Source organism: Streptomyces sp. Y2F8-2 (assembly GCF_014905555.1).
GTDB classification, from domain to species: domain Bacteria; phylum Actinomycetota; class Actinomycetes; order Streptomycetales; family Streptomycetaceae; genus Streptomyces; species Streptomyces cynarae.
In genome coordinates, this window is record NZ_BNGS01000008.1 from 109,500 (window position 1) to 129,455 (window position 19,956).

16 protein-coding genes are annotated in these 19,956 nt (G+C 72.3%); 3 read left to right on the top strand and 13 right to left on the bottom strand.

Annotated elements, in window-relative coordinates:
- Window positions 1-21: 21 nt before the first annotated feature.
- The 4 genes from SY2F82_RS26000 to SY2F82_RS26015 form a co-directional block, all read right to left on the bottom strand.
- Window positions 22-1,419 (bottom strand): dihydrolipoamide acetyltransferase family protein, encoded by a 1,398-nt coding sequence (locus SY2F82_RS26000; RefSeq protein WP_200421580.1) that lies wholly within the window; start codon window positions 1,417-1,419, stop codon window positions 22-24.
- A gap of 10 nt (window positions 1,420-1,429) precedes the next feature.
- On the bottom strand, window positions 1,430-2,407 hold the full coding sequence (locus tag SY2F82_RS26005; protein WP_200421581.1) for an alpha-ketoacid dehydrogenase subunit beta: 978 nt from the start codon (window positions 2,405-2,407) through the stop codon (window positions 1,430-1,432).
- 1 nt (window position 2,408) lies between these two features.
- Window positions 2,409-3,599, bottom strand: a complete 1,191-nt coding sequence (gene pdhA, locus SY2F82_RS26010; RefSeq protein WP_200421582.1) for a pyruvate dehydrogenase (acetyl-transferring) E1 component subunit alpha — start codon at window positions 3,597-3,599, stop codon at window positions 2,409-2,411.
- Window positions 3,600-4,182: 583 nt separating this feature from the next.
- Window positions 4,183-5,757 carry a protein kinase gene (locus SY2F82_RS26015; protein ID WP_200421583.1) on the bottom strand — a complete coding sequence of 525 codons (1,575 nt, stop codon included), beginning with the start codon at window positions 5,755-5,757 and terminating at the stop codon, window positions 4,183-4,185.
- A 377-nt stretch (window positions 5,758-6,134) separates the two neighbouring features.
- On the opposite strand from SY2F82_RS26015, the gene SY2F82_RS26020 reads away from it, so the two are divergent.
- Window positions 6,135-7,751, top strand: a complete 1,617-nt coding sequence (locus SY2F82_RS26020; RefSeq protein ID WP_200421584.1) for a protein kinase — start codon at window positions 6,135-6,137, stop codon at window positions 7,749-7,751.
- Between the two features lie 83 nt (window positions 7,752-7,834).
- Here the strand turns inward: SY2F82_RS26020 and SY2F82_RS26025 are convergent, their stop codons facing one another.
- A complete protein-coding gene (locus SY2F82_RS26025; protein WP_200421585.1) occupies window positions 7,835-8,380 on the bottom strand; it encodes a bacterial proteasome activator family protein in 546 nt (181 codons plus the stop codon).
- 232 nt (window positions 8,381-8,612) lie between these two features.
- Between SY2F82_RS26025 and SY2F82_RS26030 the strand changes: the two genes are divergently transcribed.
- Entirely contained in the window at window positions 8,613-9,821 is a 1,209-nt protein-coding gene (locus SY2F82_RS26030) for a hypothetical protein (RefSeq protein WP_200421586.1), read from the top strand.
- A gap of 60 nt (window positions 9,822-9,881) precedes the next feature.
- Here the strand turns inward: SY2F82_RS26030 and SY2F82_RS26035 are convergent, their stop codons facing one another.
- The 6 genes from SY2F82_RS26035 to pdhA (SY2F82_RS26060) all read right to left on the bottom strand — a co-directional run bounded on the left by SY2F82_RS26035 (window position 9,882) and on the right by pdhA (SY2F82_RS26060) (window position 17,076).
- Complete coding sequence (locus tag SY2F82_RS26035; protein ID WP_200421587.1) at window positions 9,882-10,862, bottom strand: NAD(P)H-quinone oxidoreductase; 981 nt, start codon at window positions 10,860-10,862, stop codon at window positions 9,882-9,884.
- A gap of 135 nt (window positions 10,863-10,997) precedes the next feature.
- Entirely contained in the window at window positions 10,998-12,452 is a 1,455-nt protein-coding gene (locus tag SY2F82_RS26040; RefSeq protein ID WP_236041795.1) for a molybdopterin molybdotransferase MoeA, read from the bottom strand.
- Between the two features lie 44 nt (window positions 12,453-12,496).
- On the bottom strand, window positions 12,497-13,384 hold the full coding sequence (locus tag SY2F82_RS26045; RefSeq protein WP_200421589.1) for an NTP transferase domain-containing protein: 888 nt from the start codon (window positions 13,382-13,384) through the stop codon (window positions 12,497-12,499).
- Between the two features lie 151 nt (window positions 13,385-13,535).
- Entirely contained in the window at window positions 13,536-14,930 is a 1,395-nt protein-coding gene (locus SY2F82_RS26050; protein ID WP_200421590.1) for a dihydrolipoamide acetyltransferase family protein, read from the bottom strand.
- A complete protein-coding gene (locus tag SY2F82_RS26055) occupies window positions 14,930-15,934 on the bottom strand; it encodes an alpha-ketoacid dehydrogenase subunit beta (RefSeq protein ID WP_200421591.1) in 1,005 nt (334 codons plus the stop codon). The genes SY2F82_RS26050 and SY2F82_RS26055 overlap by 1 nt, the downstream gene beginning before the upstream one ends.
- On the bottom strand, window positions 15,931-17,076 hold the full coding sequence (gene pdhA / locus SY2F82_RS26060; RefSeq protein ID WP_200421592.1) for a pyruvate dehydrogenase (acetyl-transferring) E1 component subunit alpha: 1,146 nt from the start codon (window positions 17,074-17,076) through the stop codon (window positions 15,931-15,933). The genes SY2F82_RS26055 and pdhA (SY2F82_RS26060) overlap by 4 nt, the downstream gene beginning before the upstream one ends.
- A 189-nt stretch (window positions 17,077-17,265) precedes the next feature.
- Between pdhA (SY2F82_RS26060) and SY2F82_RS26065 the strand changes: the two genes are divergently transcribed.
- Window positions 17,266-17,751, top strand: coding sequence for an Lrp/AsnC family transcriptional regulator (locus SY2F82_RS26065; RefSeq protein WP_200421819.1), 486 nt, complete (start codon window positions 17,266-17,268; stop codon window positions 17,749-17,751).
- Between the two features lie 45 nt (window positions 17,752-17,796).
- Here the strand turns inward: SY2F82_RS26065 and SY2F82_RS26070 are convergent, their stop codons facing one another.
- The gene (locus tag SY2F82_RS26070; RefSeq protein ID WP_200421593.1) at window positions 17,797-18,387 is read right to left on the bottom strand and encodes a TetR/AcrR family transcriptional regulator; all 591 of its coding nucleotides are present in this window, start codon (window positions 18,385-18,387) and stop codon (window positions 17,797-17,799) included.
- On the bottom strand, window positions 18,384-19,898 hold the full coding sequence (locus SY2F82_RS26075) for a 3-hydroxyacyl-CoA dehydrogenase (protein ID WP_200421594.1): 1,515 nt from the start codon (window positions 19,896-19,898) through the stop codon (window positions 18,384-18,386). Before SY2F82_RS26075 ends, SY2F82_RS26070 begins: the two co-directional genes overlap by 4 nt.
- Window positions 19,899-19,956 lie beyond the last annotated feature (58 nt).

Below are 19,956 nucleotides of genomic sequence, written 5' to 3' on the forward strand. Positions count from 1 at the left end.
CCATAGGCATGTCGTCCTGCGCTACGCCCAGGTGATCAGCCGCTTCGGCTGTTCCAGGATCGCGGCCACGTCCGCGAGGACCTTCGAGCCCAGTTCGCCGTCGACCAGGCGGTGGTCGAAGCTCAGGGCCAGGGTGGTGACCTGGCGGGGCTTGACCTTGCCCTTGTGGACCCACGGCTGGAGCTTGATCGCGCCGACCGCGAGGATCGCGGACTCGCCCGGGTTGAGGATCGGTGTGCCGGTGTCGACGCCGAAGACGCCCACGTTCGTGATCGTGACCGTGCCGCCCTGCATCGCCGCGGGACTCGTCCTGCCCTCCCGGGCCGTGGCCACCAGCTCACCCAGGGCCTCGGCCAGTTGGGGGAGTGTCTTGTCGTGCGCGTCCTTGATGTTCGGCACGATCAGACCGCGCGGGGTGGCCGCGGCGATGCCCAGGTTCACGTAGTGCTTGCGCACGATCTCCTGGTTGGCCTCGTCCCAGGACGCGTTGATGTCCGGGTTCCGCTTGATCGCGACCAGCAGGGCCTTGGCGATCAGCAGCAGGGGATTGACACGCAGACCCTCGAAGTCCCTGTCCTGCTTGAGCTCCTCGACCAGCTTCATCGTGCGGGTGACGTCGACGGTCACGAACTCCGTGACGTGCGGGGCGGTGAACGCCGAACCGACCATCGCCTGCGCGGTGGCCTTGCGGACGCCCTTGACCGGGATACGGGTCTCCCGCCCGCCGTCGTACGTCACCGGCGGCGCCGGCGCCACGACGGGAGCGGGCGCGACCGGGGCCGCCGGGGCCGCAGGGGTCTCCTGGACCGGTGCGGAGACCACCGCCGCCTGCACGTCCTCGCGCGTGATGATCCCGTCCGGGCCCGACGGCCGTACCGTCGCCAGGTCGACGCCCAGGTCCTTCGCCAGCTTGCGCACCGGCGGCTTCGCCAGCGGACGGGCCTGCCTGCCGTGCCCGTTCAGGTCGCCCTGGACAACGGAGACGGTCTCCTCGGCCGCCGCCGCGGGCGCCTTGCGGGGGCGGCGCCGGGTGGAGGACTCGGCGACGCCGTAACCGACGAGGACCGGCTTGCGGCCCTCCTGCCGGGTCTCCTTCGCCTCGGGCTTCTCCTCCACCGCCTTCTCGACGGGCGCCTGCGCCTCCTCGGCGGGGGCGCCCCCCGTCACGTCCACCGCGATGATCGGCGTGCCGACGTCCACCGTGGTGCCCTCGGGGAAGTGCAGCTCGCGGACCACCCCGTCGTACGGGATCGGCAGCTCCACGGCCGCCTTCGCCGTCTCCACCTCGCACACGACCTGCCCGTCGGTGACCGTGTCACCCGGCTGGACGTACCACTTGAGGATCTCGGCCTCGGTGAGCCCCTCGCCCACGTCGGGCATCTTGAACTCGCGCACGGACGCGTCAGTCATCGTCGTCACGACCCTCTCCTCAGTACGCCAGGGCGCGGTCGACGGCGTCCAGCACCCGGTCAAGGCCCGGCAGGTACTCCTCCTCCAGCCGCGCAGGCGGATACGGCGCGTGGTAGCCGCCGACCCGCAGCACGGGCGCCTCCAGGTGGTAGAAGCACCGCTCCGTGATGCGAGCGGCGATCTCCGCGCCCGAACCGAAGAACACCGGCGCCTCGTGCACCACGACCAGACGGCGGGTCTTCTCCACCGACGTCTGGACGGAGTCGAAGTCGAGCGGGGAGACCGACCGGAGGTCCAGCACCTCCAGCGACCTGCCCTCCTCCTGCGCGGCCGCGGCGGCCTCCTGGCACACCTTCACCATCGGGCCGTAGGCGGCCAGGGTCAGGTCCGTGCCCTCGCGCACCACGCGCGCCTTGTGCAGCGGACCCGGGATCGCCTCCGTGTTGACCTCGGACTTGTCCCAGTAGCGCCGCTTCGGCTCGAAGAAGATCACCGGGTCGTCGCTCTGGATCGCCTGCTGCATCATCCAGTACGCGTCGGAGGCGCTGGACGGAGAGACGACCTTCAGGCCCGCCACGTGCGCGAACAGCGCCTCCGGGGACTCGCTGTGGTGCTCCACCGCCCCGATGCCGCCGCCGTAGGGGATGCGGATGACGACCGGCAGCTTGACCTTGCCCAGCGAGCGGGCGTGCATCTTCGCCAGCTGGGTGACGATCTGGTCGTAGGCCGGGAAGACGAACCCGTCGAACTGGATCTCCGCCACCGGCCGGTACCCGCGCAGCGCGAGACCGATCGCCGTGCCGACGATGCCCGACTCCGCGAGCGGGGTGTCGATCACCCGCTCCTCGCCGAAGTCCTTCTGCAGGCCGTCCGTCACACGGAAGACACCGCCGAGCTTGCCGACGTCCTCGCCCATCACCAGGACCTTGGGGTCCGACTCCAGGGCCTTGCGCAGCGACTCGTTGATCGCCTTGGCGATCGCCATCTTCTCGGCCATGTCACCGTCCCCCTTCTACGTCCGCGAACGACGCCTGATAGGCGGCGAACTGGGCCCGCTCCTCGTCGACGAGCGCATGCCCGTCCGCGTACGCGTGCTCGAAGATGGCGAAGTGGTCCGGGTCCGGCATGGCACGGACCGCTTCACGCACCCGCCTTCCCAACGTCTCGCTCTCCGCCTCGAGTTCCGCGAAGAATCCCTCGTCCGCGTGGTTTGACGCCTCGAGGTAGGCGCGCAGGCGGGCGATCGGGTCCTTCGCCTCCCAGGCGGCCCGCTCGTCGTCCAGGCGGTAGCGGGTCGGGTCGTCGGAGGTGGTGTGGGCACCCATGCGGTAGGTGAACGCCTCCACCAGGGTCGGGCCCTCGCCGTTGCGCGCCCGCTCCAGCGCCCACTTGGTCACCGCGAGGCAGCCCAGCACGTCGTTGCCGTCCACCCGCACCCCGGGGAAGCCGAAACCCTGCGCACGCTGGTACAGGGGCACCCGGGTCTGCTTCTCGGTGGGCTCGGAGATCGCCCACTGGTTGTTCTGGCAGAAGAACACCACCGGGGCGTTGTAGACCGCCGCGAACGTGAACGACTCCGCCACGTCGCCCTGGCTGGAGGCACCGTCACCGAAGTACGCGATCACGGCCGAGTCGGCGCCGTCCTTGGCCACGCCCATGGCGTAGCCGGTCGCGTGCAGCGTCTGCGAGCCGATGACGATCGTGTAGAGGTGGAAGTTGTTGCTGTTCGGGTCCCAGCCGCCGTTGTTCACACCGCGGAACATGCCGAGCAGGTTGGTCGGGTCCACGCCGCGGCACCAGGCGACGCCGTGCTCACGGTAGGTCGGGAAGACGTAGTCGTCGTCGCGCAGGGCCCGGCCGGAGCCGATCTGGGCGGCCTCCTGGCCGAGCAGCGAGGCCCACAGGCCCAGCTCGCCCTGGCGCTGCAGGGACGTGGCCTCGGCGTCGAAGCGGCGGGTCAGCACCATGTCCCGGTACAGCCCGCGCAGCTGCTGCGGCGTGACGTCCTCGACGTACCGGTCGTACTCGGGGTTCGCGACCCGCGTGCCCTCGGGCGTCAGCAACTGGACGAGGTCGGGGTCGCTGCCCTTCTTGGGCGTGTTGCTGGTGGTGCGCTTGGTGCCGGTGGTGCCGGCCTTGCTTCCGGCGCTGCGTCGCGGCTTGCGCGCGGCAGTGCTCTCCACGGTCACGTGTGCTCCTCCGTCGGTCCGGCCCCCGGGTTCGCCGGGTGCCTGGGTTCCCCTCGGCCCGTTCGGGCCGGTGGGAGCGGCTCCGCCTGCAACGCACGGACGCACGGGGTGGGTGCGGCTCGTCCGAACAGACGTGGAAGGTGCCCCGGCGAGCACCCTGCAAGGGGCACGTTACCCAGCGCGCCACATTTCTGTGAAACCCCTCCTGACCTGGGATTTTGCTTGGAAATCCAAGTAAATCGAGTCAGTCGGGAACAGGTGCTGGTCACAGCCTTGCAGGGGGCCGGAACAACGGCACGTTATCCCGCCCGCCCGGAGCACGGGAAGACGTCATCTGGAGTGACACAGGTGTCGTACGCGGGTCCGCCCCGTGAGCACGACCGGGGGACATGATCGTGGCACGCACCTGGTAACGGGTGGAGCACGACCTGTTAGAAGCGTTGGGGCACGACCTGTTACAAGCGTTGGGGCACGAACCTGGAACAAGCGTTGGGGCACGACCTCGGCGCGGCCGAAAAAGCCACGCGCGCGTGGAGCCCGTCTCCGGGCCACGCGCGCGTGGAGGACGCTTCACCGCGGGGCGTCAGGGCCCCTGGGTCCCGCCCGAGCCGTCGCCGCCGCCGTTCGACGAGCCGGCCGGAGGGGTGGAGCCGTTGCCCCCGCCGTCCGTGGGCGTGGAGGACGGCTGCTGCTGAGAAGGTGCCGACTCGGTCGGCTGCTCGCTCGTCTGCGACGGCGTCGCCGAGGGCTCGACCGGCGGCTCCTGGCTGTAGCTCTGCGACGGCCGGTACGAGGGCGTCCAGTTCGAATCGCCGCTCGTGTCCGAGTCGTCGCCGGGAGTGGTGGCGGTCTCCTCGTCCGTCGGCGTCTGGCTGGACTGCTTCTCCTCCTGCGACTTCGTGACGGTCGGCGACGTCGTCGGCCCGGTACCGCCGCCGTCCCCCTTGTGCTGCAGCGCCAGCGCGACGCCCGCCGCGATCGCGATGACCGCCAGCACCGCGAGGACCCACAGCTTGCCGCGCCCGCTGCCCTTGTTGCCGTGTCCCTCGAAACCGCCGTCGTCCCCGGCGCCGTACCCCGCGGGCAGGATCGACTGCGGGATCTGCGCGGTGCCCGACTCGCCCGGATGCGGCAGCACCGCCGTGCCGGCGAGGCCCGCGGCCGGGGTGTGCCGGCCGTCGTGCACGCTCACCGGGCCGGTGTTCCAGGTGCCGGTGTGGCCGCCCTGGTCGTAGAGCATCTGCAGCGCGTACTGGACCAGCCCGCGCATCTCCTCGGCGGTCTGGAACCGGTCGTCCGGCTCCTTGGCGAGGGAGCGCATCACGAGCCCGTCCAGCTCCGGCGGCGACGCCCCCTCCGAGACCTGGGAGGGCGGCACCGGGATGTCCTGCACATGCTGGTAGACCACGGACAGCGGCGTCTCGCCCACGAAGGGGGGCCGCAGGGCCAGCAGTTCGTACAGCAGGCAGCCCGTCGCGTACAGGTCGGAGCGGTGGTCCACGGCCTTGCCGAGCGCCTGCTCCGGGGAGAGGTACTGCGGGGTGCCCATCACCATGCCGGTCTGCGTCATCGTCGTGGACGCCCCGTGCAGGGCGCGCGCGATGCCGAAGTCCATGACCTTCACGGCGCCGTTGTTGGTGATGATGACGTTGGCCGGCTTGATGTCGCGGTGGACGATGCCGTGCTGGTGGGAGTAGGCGAGCGCCTCCAGGACGCCCGAGACGATGATCAGGGCCTGCTCGGGGCCGGGCGCCTCGGCGTTGAGCAGCAGGTCGCGGATCGTACGGCCCTCGACCAGCTCCATCACGATGTACGGCACCGACTGGCCGCCCACGACGTCCTCGCCGGAGTCGTACACGGCGACGATCGCGTGGTGGTTGAGCCCGGCCACCGACTGGGCCTCGCGGGTGAAACGCGCCTTGGAGACCGGGTCCTCGGCGAGGTCGGAACGGAGCAGCTTGACCGCGACCGTGCGGCCGAGGCGCACGTCCTCGGCCGCGAACACCTCGGCCATGCCGCCCCGGCCGAGCCTGCGGGTCAGCCGGTACCGGCCGTCCCCGACAAGTCCGCCGTTGCCCCAGGTTTCCGGCGCGTCCGACATCCCGCCGCCACTCGCCTCGGGGTCGGACGGGCCCTGGGCGCGCTGCGTCTGTGCCATCGGTCCTCGCCGTCGTTTCTGCCCGCGGTCTGCGCGGTGGTTGTTACGGTCTCCGACGGGCCACGCTACAGGCTCCGCGCAAGGCACCGGTCCGAGATGGATTCGAGATGACCGGCCATCCAACCCTGTACCGGGTCCCACGTGCAAATTCCGTGTACCGGCCGTACAACCCCTGTAACGCTTCCGCGACGCTTCTTTCGCGTACGGTCACGGAACGGGCACCGAGCTTGACGTGTCCTTGCCCTGGGGCACACTTGGCCGGGAATGGACCAGTCGATCACGGAGCAGTAGCTGTCGATCGTCGACAACACGGATATCGATCACGGCCGCGGGAGCACCAGCAGCTGCTGCCGCCGCGCCGATGGGGGACGCAGAACATGAGCCAGGACGGCGCACACGGCCGGTACGCGGGGCGCGCGCTCGCCGGCGGCCGCTACCAGCTGCGCGACTTGCTCGGCGAGGGCGGTATGGCCTCGGTGCACCTGGCGTACGACTCGGTCCTCGACCGCCAGGTCGCGATCAAGACACTGCACACCGAACTGGGACGCGAGCAGGCCTTCCGGGAGCGTTTCCGCCGCGAGGCGCAGGCCGTGGCGAAACTCACGCACACGAACATCGTCTCGGTCTTCGACACCGGCGAGGACGAACTGGCGGGGACGACGACCCCGTACATCGTCATGGAGTACATCGAGGGCAAGCCGCTCGGCTCGGTCCTCGACGCGGACATCCGGCAGTTCGGCGCGATGCCGGCCGACAAGGCGCTGAAGATCACCGCTGATGTGCTGGCCGCCCTGGAGATCAGCCATGAGATGGGGCTGGTCCACCGGGACATCAAGCCGGGCAATGTGATGATGACGAAGCGCAACGTCGTCAAGGTCATGGACTTCGGCATCGCCCGTGCCATGCAGTCCGGCGTCACCTCGATGACCCAGACGGGCATGGTGGTCGGCACCCCCCAGTACCTGTCCCCGGAGCAGGCCCTCGGCCGGGCCGTGGACGCGCGGTCCGACCTGTACTCGGTCGGCATCATGCTGTTCCAACTGGTCACCGGTCGGCTGCCGTTCGAGGCGGATTCACCGCTCGCGATCGCGTACGCGCATGTGCAGGAGGAGCCGGTGGCTCCGTCCTCGATCAACCGTTCACTGCCGCCGGCGGTGGACGCACTGGTGGCCCGCGCGCTCAAGAAGAACCCGAACGAACGCTTCCCGAACGCCGAGGCGATGCGGGACGAATGCCTGCGGGTGGCCGCGTCACTCACGGCGGCCGCGCCGAGCATCGTGCCGGGCGCGCAGACCCCGAGTGGCGCCGGCGTCAGCTCCGCGGTCTTCCCGCCGGTCGGCCAGTCGGCGGCGCCCCCCGTGGGGCCCGTGCAGACGCCGTACCAGCCCGGCCCGTACGGCGGTCCGGTCCCGTCGCCCACCTACGGCTACCCGCAGCAGGGCGGCTACCGGACGCCCCCGCAGAACGCCGGGTTCGCGCCGCAGCAGTCCGCGGCGACCCCGCCGCCGTACCACCTCGCCCCGCAGACGCCCGCCACGGGCGGTCAGAAGGGCAGCCAGGCCGTGGTCATCGGCTCCGTCGTGGTCGCCCTGGTCGTGATAGTCGGCCTGCTGACCTCACTGTTGCTGCACAACAACAGCAGCGGGAACGAGGGCGACGGGAGCGACGGCGGTGGGAGCACTTCCCCGACCGTGGTCGCGGGCCACAGGGGCCCGGACACGACGAAGACGATCGAGACGACGAGGTGCACGGAGCCGGAGACGTCCTACGTCGATCCGAAGAAGATCCGGGTGCCCGACTTCTCCTTCAAGAACCTCACGTCGGTCGAGGCGTGCTTCCAGGCAGCGGGCTGGAAGTACGAGATCACGCACGAGGACGAGAACACCTACGGCGAGGACACGGTCATGAGCCAGTCCCCGACGGCCGGTACGGACGCCAACCCGAAGAAGATGCCCGTGATCGAACTCACGGTGTCGACGGGCGACCCGGCGTGAGCCGCTTCTGATGCGACGGCAGGGGCCCGGCACCCTCACGGTGCCGGGCCCCTCGCACGGTCGGCGTCACAGGTAGGTCGGCGTCACAGGTACGGGCCGCCCGACCGGCCGCCGGTGCGGCGGTCCTCCTCGCCGTCGGGGGAGCCCACTCCCGGGGGAAGGGCGCGGCGCATCTGTTCCAGCTGGGCGCGTGCCGCCATCTGCTGGGCGAACAGGGTGGTCTGGATCCCGTGGAAGAGGCCCTCCAGCCAGCCCACCAACTGGGCCTGTGCGATGCGCAGTTCCGCGTCGCTCGGGATCCCCTCGTCCGTGAAGGGCAGGGAGAGCCGCTCGAGCTCCTCGACGAGTTCGGGGGCGAGACCGTCCTCCAGCTCCTTCACCGAGCTGGCGTGGATCTCCTTCAGGCGCTGCCGGCTGGCCTCGTCCAGAGGAGCCGCGCGCACCTCCTCCAGCAGCTGCTTGATCATGCTGCCGATGCGCATGACCTTCGCGGGCTGCTCCACCTGTTCGGTCACCGGGACCTCGCGGGAGTCGTCGTCTCCGGTGCCGCCGAGAGCCATCCCGTCCTGGCCCACGACCAAGATCTTCTGGGCGTTCTCCGACGACCGTTCGTTCCTCGGCATCTCCATGCCGCCATTCTCTCGCACCGACACACCTCATCAGCCAGGTTGCCCGGTACGGGGAGTGATCCACCCCACAACCGACAGTTCGGCCTCGGTGCCTCGCGTCAGTGCTGCAGGGGCACGACGGGCGACATAGGGCGTACGGCGCAGGGCGTACGGCCGAGATGCCGGACACCGGGGTCCGTGTGACGCTGGTGCCGTTGATCTTGCCGCCCGAGTACGGGAGGGGGTCACTCGCGTGACTCCATGGCCTCGCCCGCCGTCCAGGTTCCGCACGCTCCGCGTGGCCGTCCTGCCACCGGTGCTCACCACCACGGCCGTCTGCGGTCTGTACGGCATATCCGCCTGCGCCCTCGCGTCCGCGGAGGGGCTCCGGCCCGCGCACGGCATACGTGCCGCCTCGCACACCACGGGGGCCGTGCGTCAGGCCGGGGCCAAGAACCCCTTCCACCGCACGCACGTCACCCGAATCGCCTATCCGGCCCACGAGTCCATAGCCCCGCTCACGGACACCGCGCACACCGTCTCGGCTCCGGCGACCGGCGCCTCCGCCCCGGAGGACACCCTCTCGGCTCCGCCACCCCGCGCATTCGCCGCCGCGCACACCCTCTCGGCGCCGCGGCCTCACACCGCCTCCCCCGGGCGCACAGCCACCGCCGTCCCCGCCAGGTCCGACCGGCCGGCGGACGCCCCCGCAGCGAAGACCCCGGCGTCCGGCACGGCGGCCGACGCTCCCGCAGCGAAGACCCCGGCGTCCGGCACGGCCGCCGACGACACTGCCGCCCCCCGGCACACGGCATCCGCGATACCGACGCGCGGGCCCACCCCCGCGCCCACCGCGTCCGCCCCACCCGCCTACACAGCCCAGTCCGGACCCGAGAGGCCCCAGGGCCGCGACCGGTCCCATGACCAGGACGAGCCGCGGAGCCACGACAAGCCGCAGGACCACGCCAGGCCGGAGAGACACGCCCCGCCGCAGCGCCACGACAGGCCCCACCACCCCCACCGGCGCCAGGGCCCCGCGCGGTCACCCGCCTCCGGACGCCCCGCCGACGATCCGCACTCCGCCGATCCCTCGCCCGACTCCTCCCGGGCCGGCAACTGGGCCGGCGAGGGGAGGGTGCGGCCCGGGCGGCCGGATCCGGAACCACCGGACGAGGACGACGAGCCGACCTACACGGATCAGGACCCGCCGTCACCACCGGAGCGGACACCGGACCCGGCAGACCGCGACACCGCGGACCCGACCACCGGCATCGAGCCGTCCCACGACGCGGCCGCCCCCGTGGAAGCCTCGCCCAGCCCCTCGCACGGCGCCGCCGGCTCCGCCCGGGAGACCACCGCCTCGCAGCCCGGGTCCCAGATCCTTCCCCTCGGCAGCGGCCTGGTCCTCCTGGGCCTCGGCCTGGCGCTCGCCCTCCTCGCCCTGCGCCTGCGTCGCGAATGACCTCCGGGGCCACCGCCACTGCACACGACCGGTGCCCCCATCACCCCCGGACGACCACGCCTACGGCGCCACCAGCAGCACCTTCCCGATGTGCCCGCTCTCCTCGAGCACCCGGTGGGCTTCGGCCGCGTCGCTCATCGGGACCTCACGGTCGACGATCGGGCGCACGTCCCCGGAGGTGATCAGCGGCCACACGTGCTCCCGCACCGCCGCCACGATCGCCGCCTTCTCCCCGAGCGGCCGCGCCCGCAGAGAGGTCGCGGTGATCGCCGCCTGCTTGCGCAGCAGTGTGTTGATGTTCAGCTCGCCCTTCACCCCGCCCTGCAGACCGATGATCGCGAGACGCCCGTTCACCGCGAGCGCCTGAACGTTGCGGTCCAGGTACTTCGCACCCATGTTGTCGAGGATGACGTCGGCACCCGCCCCCGCCGTGGCCTGCCGGATCTCCTCCACGAAGTCCTGTTCGCGGTAGTTGATCAGCACGTCCGCGCCCAGCTCGGCGCAGTAGTCCAGCTTCGCCTTCGTGCCTGCCGTGACCGCGACCCTCGCGCCCACCGCCTTGGCCAGCTGGATCGCCATCGTGCCGATGCCGCTGGAGCCGCCGTGCACGAGCAGCGTCTCGCCCGGGCGCAGATGGGCGACCATGAACACGTTCGACCAGACCGTGCAGGTCACCTCGGGCAGCGCGGCGGCGTTCCGCAGATCCAGCCCCTCGGGCACGGGCAGCAGCTGACCGGCCGGCACGGCCACCTTCTCTGCGTATCCGCCGCCCGCTAGCAGCGCGCACACCTCGTCGCCGACGGCCCACCCGGAGACGCCGGGGCCGAGCGCGGCGATCCGCCCGGAGCACTCGAGTCCGGGGTACGGGGACGCCCCGGGCGGCGGGTTGTAGAAGCCCTGCCGCTGGAGGAGATCGGCCCGGTTGACGGCGCCGGCCACCACGTCGACCAGCACTTCGCCCTCGGCGGGTACGGGATCGGGGACCTCGGCCCACACCAGCGCCTCGGGCCCACCGGGTTCAGGAATCGTGATCGCGTACATGAGGGGGACGCTACTCCTCACGGAAGAGCCCCGCCGAGCCCCCGCGTGGGCGCCCGACGGCATCCCGGCCCCAACGTTTCACGTGAAACACTTCCCGCTCTGGATCAGCCCAAGGCGAGTTGCCCCGGAGAGACCTCACCCCGCCAACGCCCACGGCAGGTCGAGCAGTTCCACACCCTGGCCGGGATCCGCGCCGCCGGGCGGCACCACCGCGAGGGCCTCCGCGGCGGCGATGCCGCGCAGCATGGCGGGGCCGTGGTAGTGCAGCGGTACGGCCTGGTCGGCGCGTACGACGACGGGGATGAGCCGCGTGTCGTGCGGGTGACCGTGGACGGAGTCCTTCAGGGGCAGCATGCACGGCTCCGGTGCCATGCGGCCGGCGAGGGTGCGCAGCAGCGGCTCGGCGAGCGTGAGCAGGCCGGAGACGGCCGCGAGGGGGTTTCCGGGCAGACCGACGAGGTGCCGGCTGTCCTGGATCCGCGCGAGGAGCATGGGGTGGCCCGGGCGGACCTGTACGCCGTCGACGAGGAGTTCGGCGCCGACGCGTCGCAGGGTGGGGTGGACGTGGTCGACGGGACCCGCGGCGGTGCCGCCCGTGGTGACGATCAGGTCGGCCACCGAGGACTTCACGGCCTCGTACAGGGCATCGGCGTCGTCGCCGAGCCGGCGGACGGCCGTCACATCGGCGCCGAGTGCGCGCAGCCACGGCGGCAGCATCGGCCCGAGCGCGTCCCGGATCAGCCCGTCCCTGGGCAGGCCCTCGGTGAGCAACTCGTCGCCCAGCACCAGGACTTCGGCGCGCGGCCGGGGCAGCGCGCACAGGGTGTCGTAACCGGCGGCGGCTGCGAGTCCGAGGACGGCGGGGGTGACGTGAGTGCCCGGCGGGAGCAGGTGCTCGCCGGCGCGGCACTCCTGGCCGCGCGGCCGGATGTCCTGTCCCTGCGGGAGTTCTCGGGTGGCGTGCAGCCGTTCCTTGTCGTCGGTGCGGCCGTGCTCGGTGCGCAGGACGGCGGTGCTCTCCGGCGGGATGCGGGCGCCGGTGGCGATCCGCGCGGCCTCGCCGTCGCCGAGGGGTGCCGGCTCGGCGTGCCCGGCAAGGACCCCGTGCTCCCGCACGTCCCAGGGACCGGGGCCGGCGACCGCCCAGCCGTCCATGGCGGAGGTGTCGAAGGAGGGGAGGTCGGTGAGGGCGGTGAGCGGCGCGGCGAGAACCAGGCCGAGTGCCGCGTCGAGGGGCACGTCCAGGGCTGGGCGGCGCGGAGCGGAGCGGGCGGCGCGCTCGGCGGCGGCACGGGCCTCGCGCCACGGCGTGGCGTGGTGCCGGGAGCGGGGTGGGGCGGAGGCGTCGGTGCCCGCCGGGCGGTCCTGGGTGCCGGAGTGCCGCGTTGTGCGCGGGCCGGGCTCGGGCGTACGCGCCTCGGGCCCGGCAGCGGGCGGCCCCGGCTCGGGGGCGCGCGGGTCCGGGTCCCGGACGAGGGCGAGGGCCTCTTCGAGGTCCCGGTCGTGCTGGTCCTGCGGTGAACGGGCGGGGCGTGCCTGCGGACGGCTCGGCTCCCCGCTCTCGTTGGCCACGGCCAGCGCCTCCTCCATGTCGCGTTCCTCGGTGTTCAGGTGTCTCTCAGTGCCCCGCGCGGTCATCCGGCGCCCGGCCTGTCCTCGGCGGTGTCCTCGTCGGCCCACCGCAGGGCCAGCGCGGCGGCCTTGCGGGCGGCTTCGGCGACCGCCTCGGGGCCGCCCTTCGCCTGCGCGGCGGCGTAGCCGACGAGGAACGTCGTCAGCGGGGCCGCGGGGCGGGCGACCCCGTGCGCGGCGTCTCGGGCCAGGTCGAGGAGGACGCCGGTGTCGACGTCGAGGTCGATGCCCAGTTCGTCCTTGACTGCGGAAATCCATTCATCCAACACGTGCCCATGCTCCCTGATGCGTGATCGGGCGGTGGCGATGTCGTCCCAGGTGTCGCAGTCGAAGGACGCGACGGGGTCGGAGATACGGGTGAGGTCCAGCCCGGCGACCAGGCGCCGCAGCGGAAGGCCGGTGAGACCGGTGTGCTCGGTGGTGAGCCGTGCCAGCTCGCGGCGCAGTGCCGCTGTCCGGTAGGCGGCGACAAGGGGCTGGTCACGCCCCTCGGGGTCGGTCAGCACCGCCCCTTCGGCGCCGCTCGCCCGGAGCGCGTCCAGCAGCCGTCGTACCGTCCGCTCGGTGAGGAACGGCAGGTCGGCGGAGAGTACGACGGCATCCGCGGCGGTGGTCCGCTTCAGGCCCGCTTCGAGCGCGGCCACCGGTCCGGCGCCGGGTGGCTCCTCCCGGGCCCAGACCACGGCGCGCGCGGTGGGCCGGGTACCGGCGACGACCACGGTGATGTCCGCGTCGGCGCACGCCGCCAGTACCCGGTCGAGCAGCGCCCGTCCGCCGACGCGCACACCGGGCTTGTCGGCGCCGCCGAGCCGCCGGGCGGCACCGCCCGCGAGCACGACGGCGTCGTACCCGTCGCGGCGTGGGTCACCCGGGGGCTGGTACGCGGTCATGCCCCGAGTATGGGCGCCGCATGCATCGGTGCCACCCTCGGGGACCTCGGCCGTGCGCGAAGGATCGCTGACACGGCGCCGACCGACCCGTCTCAGGGGCGAGGCGGCCGGGCCCGTTTCCCCAGGGCGTGCGCCCGGGCCCGGCCGTCGCTCAGAGGGTGCGCAGCAGCACCGCGGGCTGTTCCACGCAGTCCGCCACGTACCGCAGGAAGCCGCCTGCCGTGCCGCCGTCGCACACCCGGTGGTCGAAGGTGAGCGAGAGCTGCACGACCTGCCGCACCGCGAGCTCCCCGTCGTGCACCCAGGGCTTGGGGACGATACGGCCGACACCGAGCATGGCCGCCTCGGGGTGGTTGATGATCGGTGTCGAGCCGTCGACGCCGAACACCCCGTAGTTGTTCAGCGTGAACGTCCCGCCGGTGAGGTCCGCGGGGGTGAGGGTCCCGGCGCGCGCGGCCTCGGTGAGCCGCGCGAACTCCGCGGTCAGCGACTCGGCGTCCCGCGCGTGCGCGTCGCGTACGACGGGGACGACGAGCCCCCGCTCGGTCTGCGCGGCGAACCCGAGGTGCACCTGGTCGAGCCGGACGATCTCCCGGGCCTCCGTGTCGACGGTGGCGTTGAGTTCCGGGAACCGGGCGAGCGCCGCGGTGCAGATGCGGGCCAGCAGCGCGAGCAGGGAGACCTTCGGGCCGCCGGCCGCGTTCATCGCCGCCCGCGCGCGCATCAGCTCGGTGGCGTCGGCGTCCACCCAGCAGGTCGCGTCGGGGATCTCGCGCCGGCTCCGGGAGAGCTTGTCCGCCACGGCACCGCGCACGCCCTTGAGGGGGATACGGGTACCGGCACGGGGCTCGGGGCGTTCGAGGAGAGCCGTCTCGGGTGCCGGAGCGGTCACCGTGGTCTTCGGCGCCTCCTCGCGGGCCGCCGTGGTCCTCAGGGCCCCCTCCACGTCCGCCCGCAGGATCAGCCCGTCGGGTCCGGACCCCGTCAACCGTCGCAGGTCCAGGCCGTTCTGGCGGGCCAGCCTGCGGACCAGCGGGGAGATGACCGGGACGGGGCCGTCAGGGCGCTCCGGGACGGTGGGGCGCCGCGTTTGCAGTGGAGAGGCGGACACGGGGGGCTGGGCGGCGGGCACCGGGCGCTCGGTGGCGGGCTCAGCCGTGCGAGGGTCTTCGAACGGTTCGCCGTCCGTGGGCCGTGCTCCGGGCCGCGGCGGTCGTACCCTGCGGCGGCGCGCCGGGGCCGCCGACGTGCCGTATCCGACCAGCACGTTCCCGGACGACTCCGCCGCGGGCTCCGCGGAAGCGCCTACGGCGACCGTCAACAGCGGTGCCCCGACCGGCAGTTCCGTGCCCTCCTCGCCATAGCGGGCCGTGACCACACCGCCGTAGGGGCAGGGCACCTCGACCATCGCCTTGGCCGTCTCCACCTCGACGACCGGCTGGTCGACCGCGACGACATCCCCGACCTGCACCAGCCAGCGGACGATCTCGGCCTCGGTCAGTCCCTCCCCGAGGTCCGGCAGCCTGAACTCCAGCACCTGGGCCATCAGCTCTCCGCCTCCCACTGCAGGCGCCCCACGGCGTCCAGGATCCGGTCGACGCCCGGCAGGTGGTGGCGCTCCAGCATCGGCGGCGGATACGGGATGTCGAACCCGGCCACCCGCAGCACCGGCGCCTCCAGATAGTGGAAGCATCGCTCCGTGATGCGCGCGGCGATCTCCCCTCCGGGACCGCCGAACCCGTTCGACTCGTGCACCACCACGGCCCGGCCCGTGCGGCGCACGGACGCGGTCACCGTCTCGTCGTCGAACGGCACCAGGGACCGCAGGTCCACGACTTCGAGGTCCCAGCCCTCGGCGCGCGCCGCCTCGGCCGCCTCCAGGCACACCGGCAACGACGGACCGTACGTGATCAGCGTGGCGCTCCGGCCCGGGCGCCGCACCACCGCACGGCCTATCGGCTCGACGGCCTCGGGCGCCTCGGGGTTCCAGGTGTCCTTGGACCAGTACAGCCGCTTGGGTTCCAGGAAGACGACCGGGTCGTCAGAGGCGATCGCGGCCCGCAGCAGCCCGTAGGCGTCGGCGACGGTCGCCGGCGTGACGACGTGGAGGCCCGGAGTCGCCATGTAGTACGCCTCGGAGGAGTCACTGTGGTGCTCCACACCGCCGATGCCTCCCCCGTAGGGAACGCGGACGGTGATCGGCAGCGGCATCGCGCCACGGGTCCGGTTGCGCATACGCGCGACATGGCTGACCAGTTGCTCGAACGCGGGGTACGCGAACGCGTCGAACTGCATCTCGACGACCGGCCTGAGGCCGTACATCGCCATGCCTACGGCCGTGCCGAGGATGCCTGCCTCGGCGAGCGGCGTGTCCGTGCAGCGGTCGTCGCCGAACTCCTTGGCGAGCCCGTCGGTGACGCGGAAGACACCGCCGAGTGTGCCGACGTCCTCGCCCATGACGTGTACGGACGCATCGGCCGCCATGGCGTCGCGGAGCGCGCGCGTCAGGGCCTGGGCCATGGTGGCCGGCTTGAGGGCCACGGTCGTCATCGCCCGGCTCCTTCCGGTCCCGCGGCCTCCGCGTCCAGCTCCGCCCGCAACTGGGCTTCCTGCTCCATCAGTTGGGAGGTGGGCTCGGCGTACACGTGCGCGAAGAGGTCCCTCGGGTCGAGCGCCGGGTCCTGGTTCATGCGCGTGCGCAGGTCGGCGGCCATGGCCTCGGCGTCCTCGCGCGCGGCCCGCATCCCGTCCTCGTGGAGCAGTCCGCGGTCCGTCAACTCCCGCTCCAGCAGCACGATCGGGTCGTGGTCGCGCCAGGCCTCGACCTCGGCGTCGGCGCGGTAGCGGGTCGCGTCGTCGGCGTTCGTGTGCGCGTCGAGGCGGTACGTCACCGCCTCGACGAGCGTGGGGCCTCCGCCCGCGCGCGCGTGCGCCACGGCGTCGGCCAGCACCTCGTGCACCGCGGCGGCGTCGTTGCCGTCGACCAGGCGGCCCGGCATGCCGTAGCCGACGGCCTTGTGGGCGAGGGAGGGCGCCGCGGTCTGCTTGGCGAGCGGGACGGAGATCGCGAAGCCGTTGTTCTGGACGAGGAAGACGACCGGTGCCTGCCAGACCGCGGCGAAGTTCAGGGCCTCGTGGAAGTCGCCCTCGCTGGTGCCGCCGTCACCGACCAGGGCGAGCGCCACCACGTCGTCGCCCTTCAGGCGTGCGGCGTGGGCGAGGCCCACGGCGTGCGGCAACTGGGTGGCGAGCGGGGTGCACAGGGGCGCCACGCGGTGCTCGTAGGGGTCGTAGCCGGTGTGCCAGTCGCCGCGCAGCAGGGTCAGGGCCTGGACGGGGTCGACGCCGCGGGCGACGGCGGCGAGCGTGTCGCGGTAGCTGGGGAAGAGCCAGTCGCGTTCCTGCAGGACGAGCGCCGCGGCGACCTGGCAGGCCTCCTGCCCGGTGCTGGAGGGGTAGACGGCCAGGCGGCCCTGCTTGGTCAGCGCCGTCGCCTGCGCGTTGTACCGGCGTCCGCGCACCAGCTCGGCGTACAGCCGGCGCAGCAGCTCAGGGTCGGCCTTGGCGGCGGCCTCGGTGCCGAGGACGCGGTACGGCCGCGCGTCGGGCAGCAGCGGTGCGGGATCGGTACGGGGCTGCCAGGCGGGCGGCGGGGTCGGCCGGTAGGCACCCCGCTGCTCCATGACCGTCATGACGGCACCTCCTCGTGGGAGCGGCTTCAGGCGCGCCACGGGAGTGATGCGCCTCACCTACCGATTGTTCGGTCGACAGCACATTTTGGCTACAGGCCCCTCCAGGCTGTGGACAAACGGTTCTCCACACCCTGAGATGGACGCAGTACGTCCATGGTAGAGAGGCGGGGGTACATGGCATCTGAACAAATGGCCGAGCCCGCGGAGCACAGTCCCGTTCCGTCGTCCCCGCGCCCCCTCGACGCCATCGACCGGGACATCCTGCAACTGCTCCAGGCGGACGGCCGTGCCTCCATACGGGCGGTCGCCGAGCGCGTCCACGTCTCACGCGCCAACGCCTACGCGCGGATCAACCGGCTCATCGAGGACGGGGTGATCCGCGGCTTCGGGGCCCGCGTCAACCACGAGCGCGCCGGTCAGGGCACATCGGCCTACATCACCCTGAAAATCGTCCAGAACTCCTGGCGCACCGTCCACGAACAGCTGCGCAGGCTTCCCGGCGCCGCCCACATCGCCCTGGTGGGCGGCGATTTCGACGTCCTGCTGCTGGTGCACACACCGGACAACCGGGCGCTGCGCGAGCTGGTCCTCACCCGGCTCCAGGCGATCCCCGAAGTGCTCAGCACGCGCACACTGCTGGTGTTCGAGGAGGAGGACGTGGAGCCGGAGGGCTAGGTCTTTCGTTTGGATCAGGTCGTCTGTCAAACCGAAAAGGCGCGTTCAGGACTCCTTGCGGAGCCCGCCGAAGGCCAGCCGCACGACCGCGTCGGCCACTTCCCGCTCGCCCATCCCGCGGCCGTCGGGCCGGTACCACTCCACGATCGAGTTGATCATCCCGAAGACGAGCCGCGTGGCGAGCCGCACCTCCACGTCGCCGCGCACGTCCCCGTCGGCGGCGGCCGCCTTGAGCAGCTCGGCGACCCGGTGGTCGAACTCACGGCGCCGCTCCAGCGCCCACCGCTCGGTGCCGGTGTTGCCGCGCACCCGCAGCAGCAGCGTCACATACGGCAGTTCGGCGGTGAGCACCTCGACCATGCGCCTGACGACGTACTCCAGCCGCTCCACCGGGCGCCCCTCGCGCGCGTGCTCCTCGTCGAGGATCCCGAACAGGCCGTCCAGGGCGCGGCTGACGGCGCGGCGCAGCAGCTCCTCCTTGCCGGCGACGTGGTGGTAGATCGACGACTTGGAGATGCCCGCCGCCTTGGACAGGTGCTCCATGGAGGTGCCGTCGTAGCCGCGCTCGTTGAAGACCTGCACCGCGACGGAGAGCAGGCTCTCCGGGGTGTACGTGTCGCGCTTGGCGGTGGTCATGAGGTGCCCTCCCGCTTCTCGGAGGCGTACGCGTGGCGGTACAGCGCGAGGGACGGGGCGTACCGTCCGGAGGGGTCGCGCAGGTGCAGGTCGTCCAGGACGTCGTAGGCCCAGCCGCGGCCGAGCCTGCGGCTCCACTCGAAGGGGCCGAGGGGGTAGTTGACGCCGAGACGCATCGCGGTGTCGATGTCCTCCTCGGTGGCCACGCCCTTGGCGACGGCGTCGTGCGCGAGGTCGATGATGCGGGCCACCGTGCGGGCGACGATCATGCCGGGCACGTCCCCGATGACGCTGACGTCCTTGCCGAGCGCCTGGAAGAGCCCGGTCGCCTCGGCCAGGGTCTGCGCGGAGGTGTCCTGGGAGGCTGACAGGGCGATGCGGGTCGCCCTGCGGTAGTCGAGCGCCAGGTCGAAGTAGACGACGTCGCGGAACTCCACGGAGGTCTGCCCGTCGGCGAGGACGAGCTGGCCGCCGCTCGGCAGTACCAGGCGGGTGCCGTGGTCCTCGTCCTCCTCACGGACCCCGATACCCGCCTCCCGGATCAGCGCGAGCAGCTCGGAGGCGGGGCCGAGGTCGCCCTCGGCGACCACGTACGAGGGTGCCTCCGCCTTCTCCGCGGTGTGCGGTTCGGGCCGCTCGGCGCCGTCCGCGTAGTCGTACCAGCCGCGTCCGCTCTTGCGGCCGAGCCGGCCCGACTCGACCAGCCGCCGCTGCGCGAGCGAGGGCGTGAAGCGCACGTCCTGGAAGAAGGACTCCCACACGGAGCGGGTGACGGATTCGTTGACGTCCTGCCCGATCAGGTCGGTCAGCTCGAAGGCGCCCATCCGGAAGCCGCCCGACTCGCGCAGCACGGCGTCGATGGTGGCCGGGTCGGAGGCCTGCGCCTCGTACACCGCGAACGCCTCGGCGTAGAACGGCCGCGCGATGCGGTTGACGATGAAGCCGGGGGTGTCCGCGCAGGCGACGGGGGTCTTGCCCCAGGCGCGGGCCGTCTCGTACGCGCGCGTGGCCGACGTCACGTCGGTGGCGAACCCGGAGACGACCTCGACCAGCGGCAGCAGCGGCGCCGGGTTGAAGAAGTGCAGCCCGACGAAGCGGCCCGGGCCCCTGAGGGCACCGCCGATCGCGGTAACGGACAGGGAGGAGGTGTTGGTGGCGAGCAGGCAGTCCTCGCCGACGATGTCCTCCAGCTCCCGGAACAGCTGCTGTTTCACCTCGAGGCGTTCCAGGACCGCCTCCACCACGAGCGCGCAGTCCGCGAGCTCGGCCAGGCTCTCGGCGGGCAGGAGGCGGGCGAGTGCCGCGTCGCGCTCGGCGCCGGTGAGGCGGTCCTTCTCGACGAGCCGGTCGAGGCGCGCGCCGATCGCCGCGGCCGCCTCGCGGGCGCGGGCGGGGACGGCGTCGTACAGCCGCACCGGGTGGCCCGCGACCAGCGCGACCTGGGCTATGCCCTGGCCCATGGTGCCGGTGCCCACGACGGCCACGGGGCTGCTGAGGTCGAGTGCTGTCATGTGCGCGATCCTCCCGCACGGGGGTGTCCACGGATGCGGCGGACCCCCTTGTCCACAG

What these genes read in the sequence shown, in the direction of transcription:
- SY2F82_RS26005 (WP_200421581.1), bottom strand. Translation starts at nt 2,407, where the DNA reads ATGGCCGAGAAGATGGCGATCGCCAAGGCGATCAACGAGTCGCTGCGC.
- SY2F82_RS26015 (WP_200421583.1), bottom strand. Translation starts at nt 5,757, where the DNA reads ATGGCACAGACGCAGCGCGCCCAGGGCCCGTCCGACCCCGAGGCGAGT.
- SY2F82_RS26020 (WP_200421584.1), top strand. Translation starts at nt 6,135, where the DNA reads ATGAGCCAGGACGGCGCACACGGCCGGTACGCGGGGCGCGCGCTCGCC.
- SY2F82_RS26025 (WP_200421585.1), bottom strand. Translation starts at nt 8,380, where the DNA reads ATGGAGATGCCGAGGAACGAACGGTCGTCGGAGAACGCCCAGAAGATC.
- SY2F82_RS26035 (WP_200421587.1), bottom strand. Translation starts at nt 10,862, where the DNA reads ATGTACGCGATCACGATTCCTGAACCCGGTGGGCCCGAGGCGCTGGTG.
- SY2F82_RS26040 (WP_236041795.1), bottom strand. Translation starts at nt 12,452, where the DNA reads ATGGAGGAGGCGCTGGCCGTGGCCAACGAGAGCGGGGAGCCGAGCCGT.
- SY2F82_RS26045 (WP_200421589.1), bottom strand. Translation starts at nt 13,384, where the DNA reads ATGACCGCGTACCAGCCCCCGGGTGACCCACGCCGCGACGGGTACGAC.
- SY2F82_RS26050 (WP_200421590.1), bottom strand. Translation starts at nt 14,930, where the DNA reads ATGGCCCAGGTGCTGGAGTTCAGGCTGCCGGACCTCGGGGAGGGACTG.
- SY2F82_RS26055 (WP_200421591.1), bottom strand. Translation starts at nt 15,934, where the DNA reads ATGACGACCGTGGCCCTCAAGCCGGCCACCATGGCCCAGGCCCTGACG.
- pdhA (WP_200421592.1), bottom strand. Translation starts at nt 17,076, where the DNA reads ATGACGGTCATGGAGCAGCGGGGTGCCTACCGGCCGACCCCGCCGCCC.
- SY2F82_RS26065 (WP_200421819.1), top strand. Translation starts at nt 17,266, where the DNA reads ATGGCCGAGCCCGCGGAGCACAGTCCCGTTCCGTCGTCCCCGCGCCCC.
- SY2F82_RS26070 (WP_200421593.1), bottom strand. Translation starts at nt 18,387, where the DNA reads ATGACCACCGCCAAGCGCGACACGTACACCCCGGAGAGCCTGCTCTCC.
- SY2F82_RS26075 (WP_200421594.1), bottom strand. Translation starts at nt 19,898, where the DNA reads ATGACAGCACTCGACCTCAGCAGCCCCGTGGCCGTCGTGGGCACCGGC.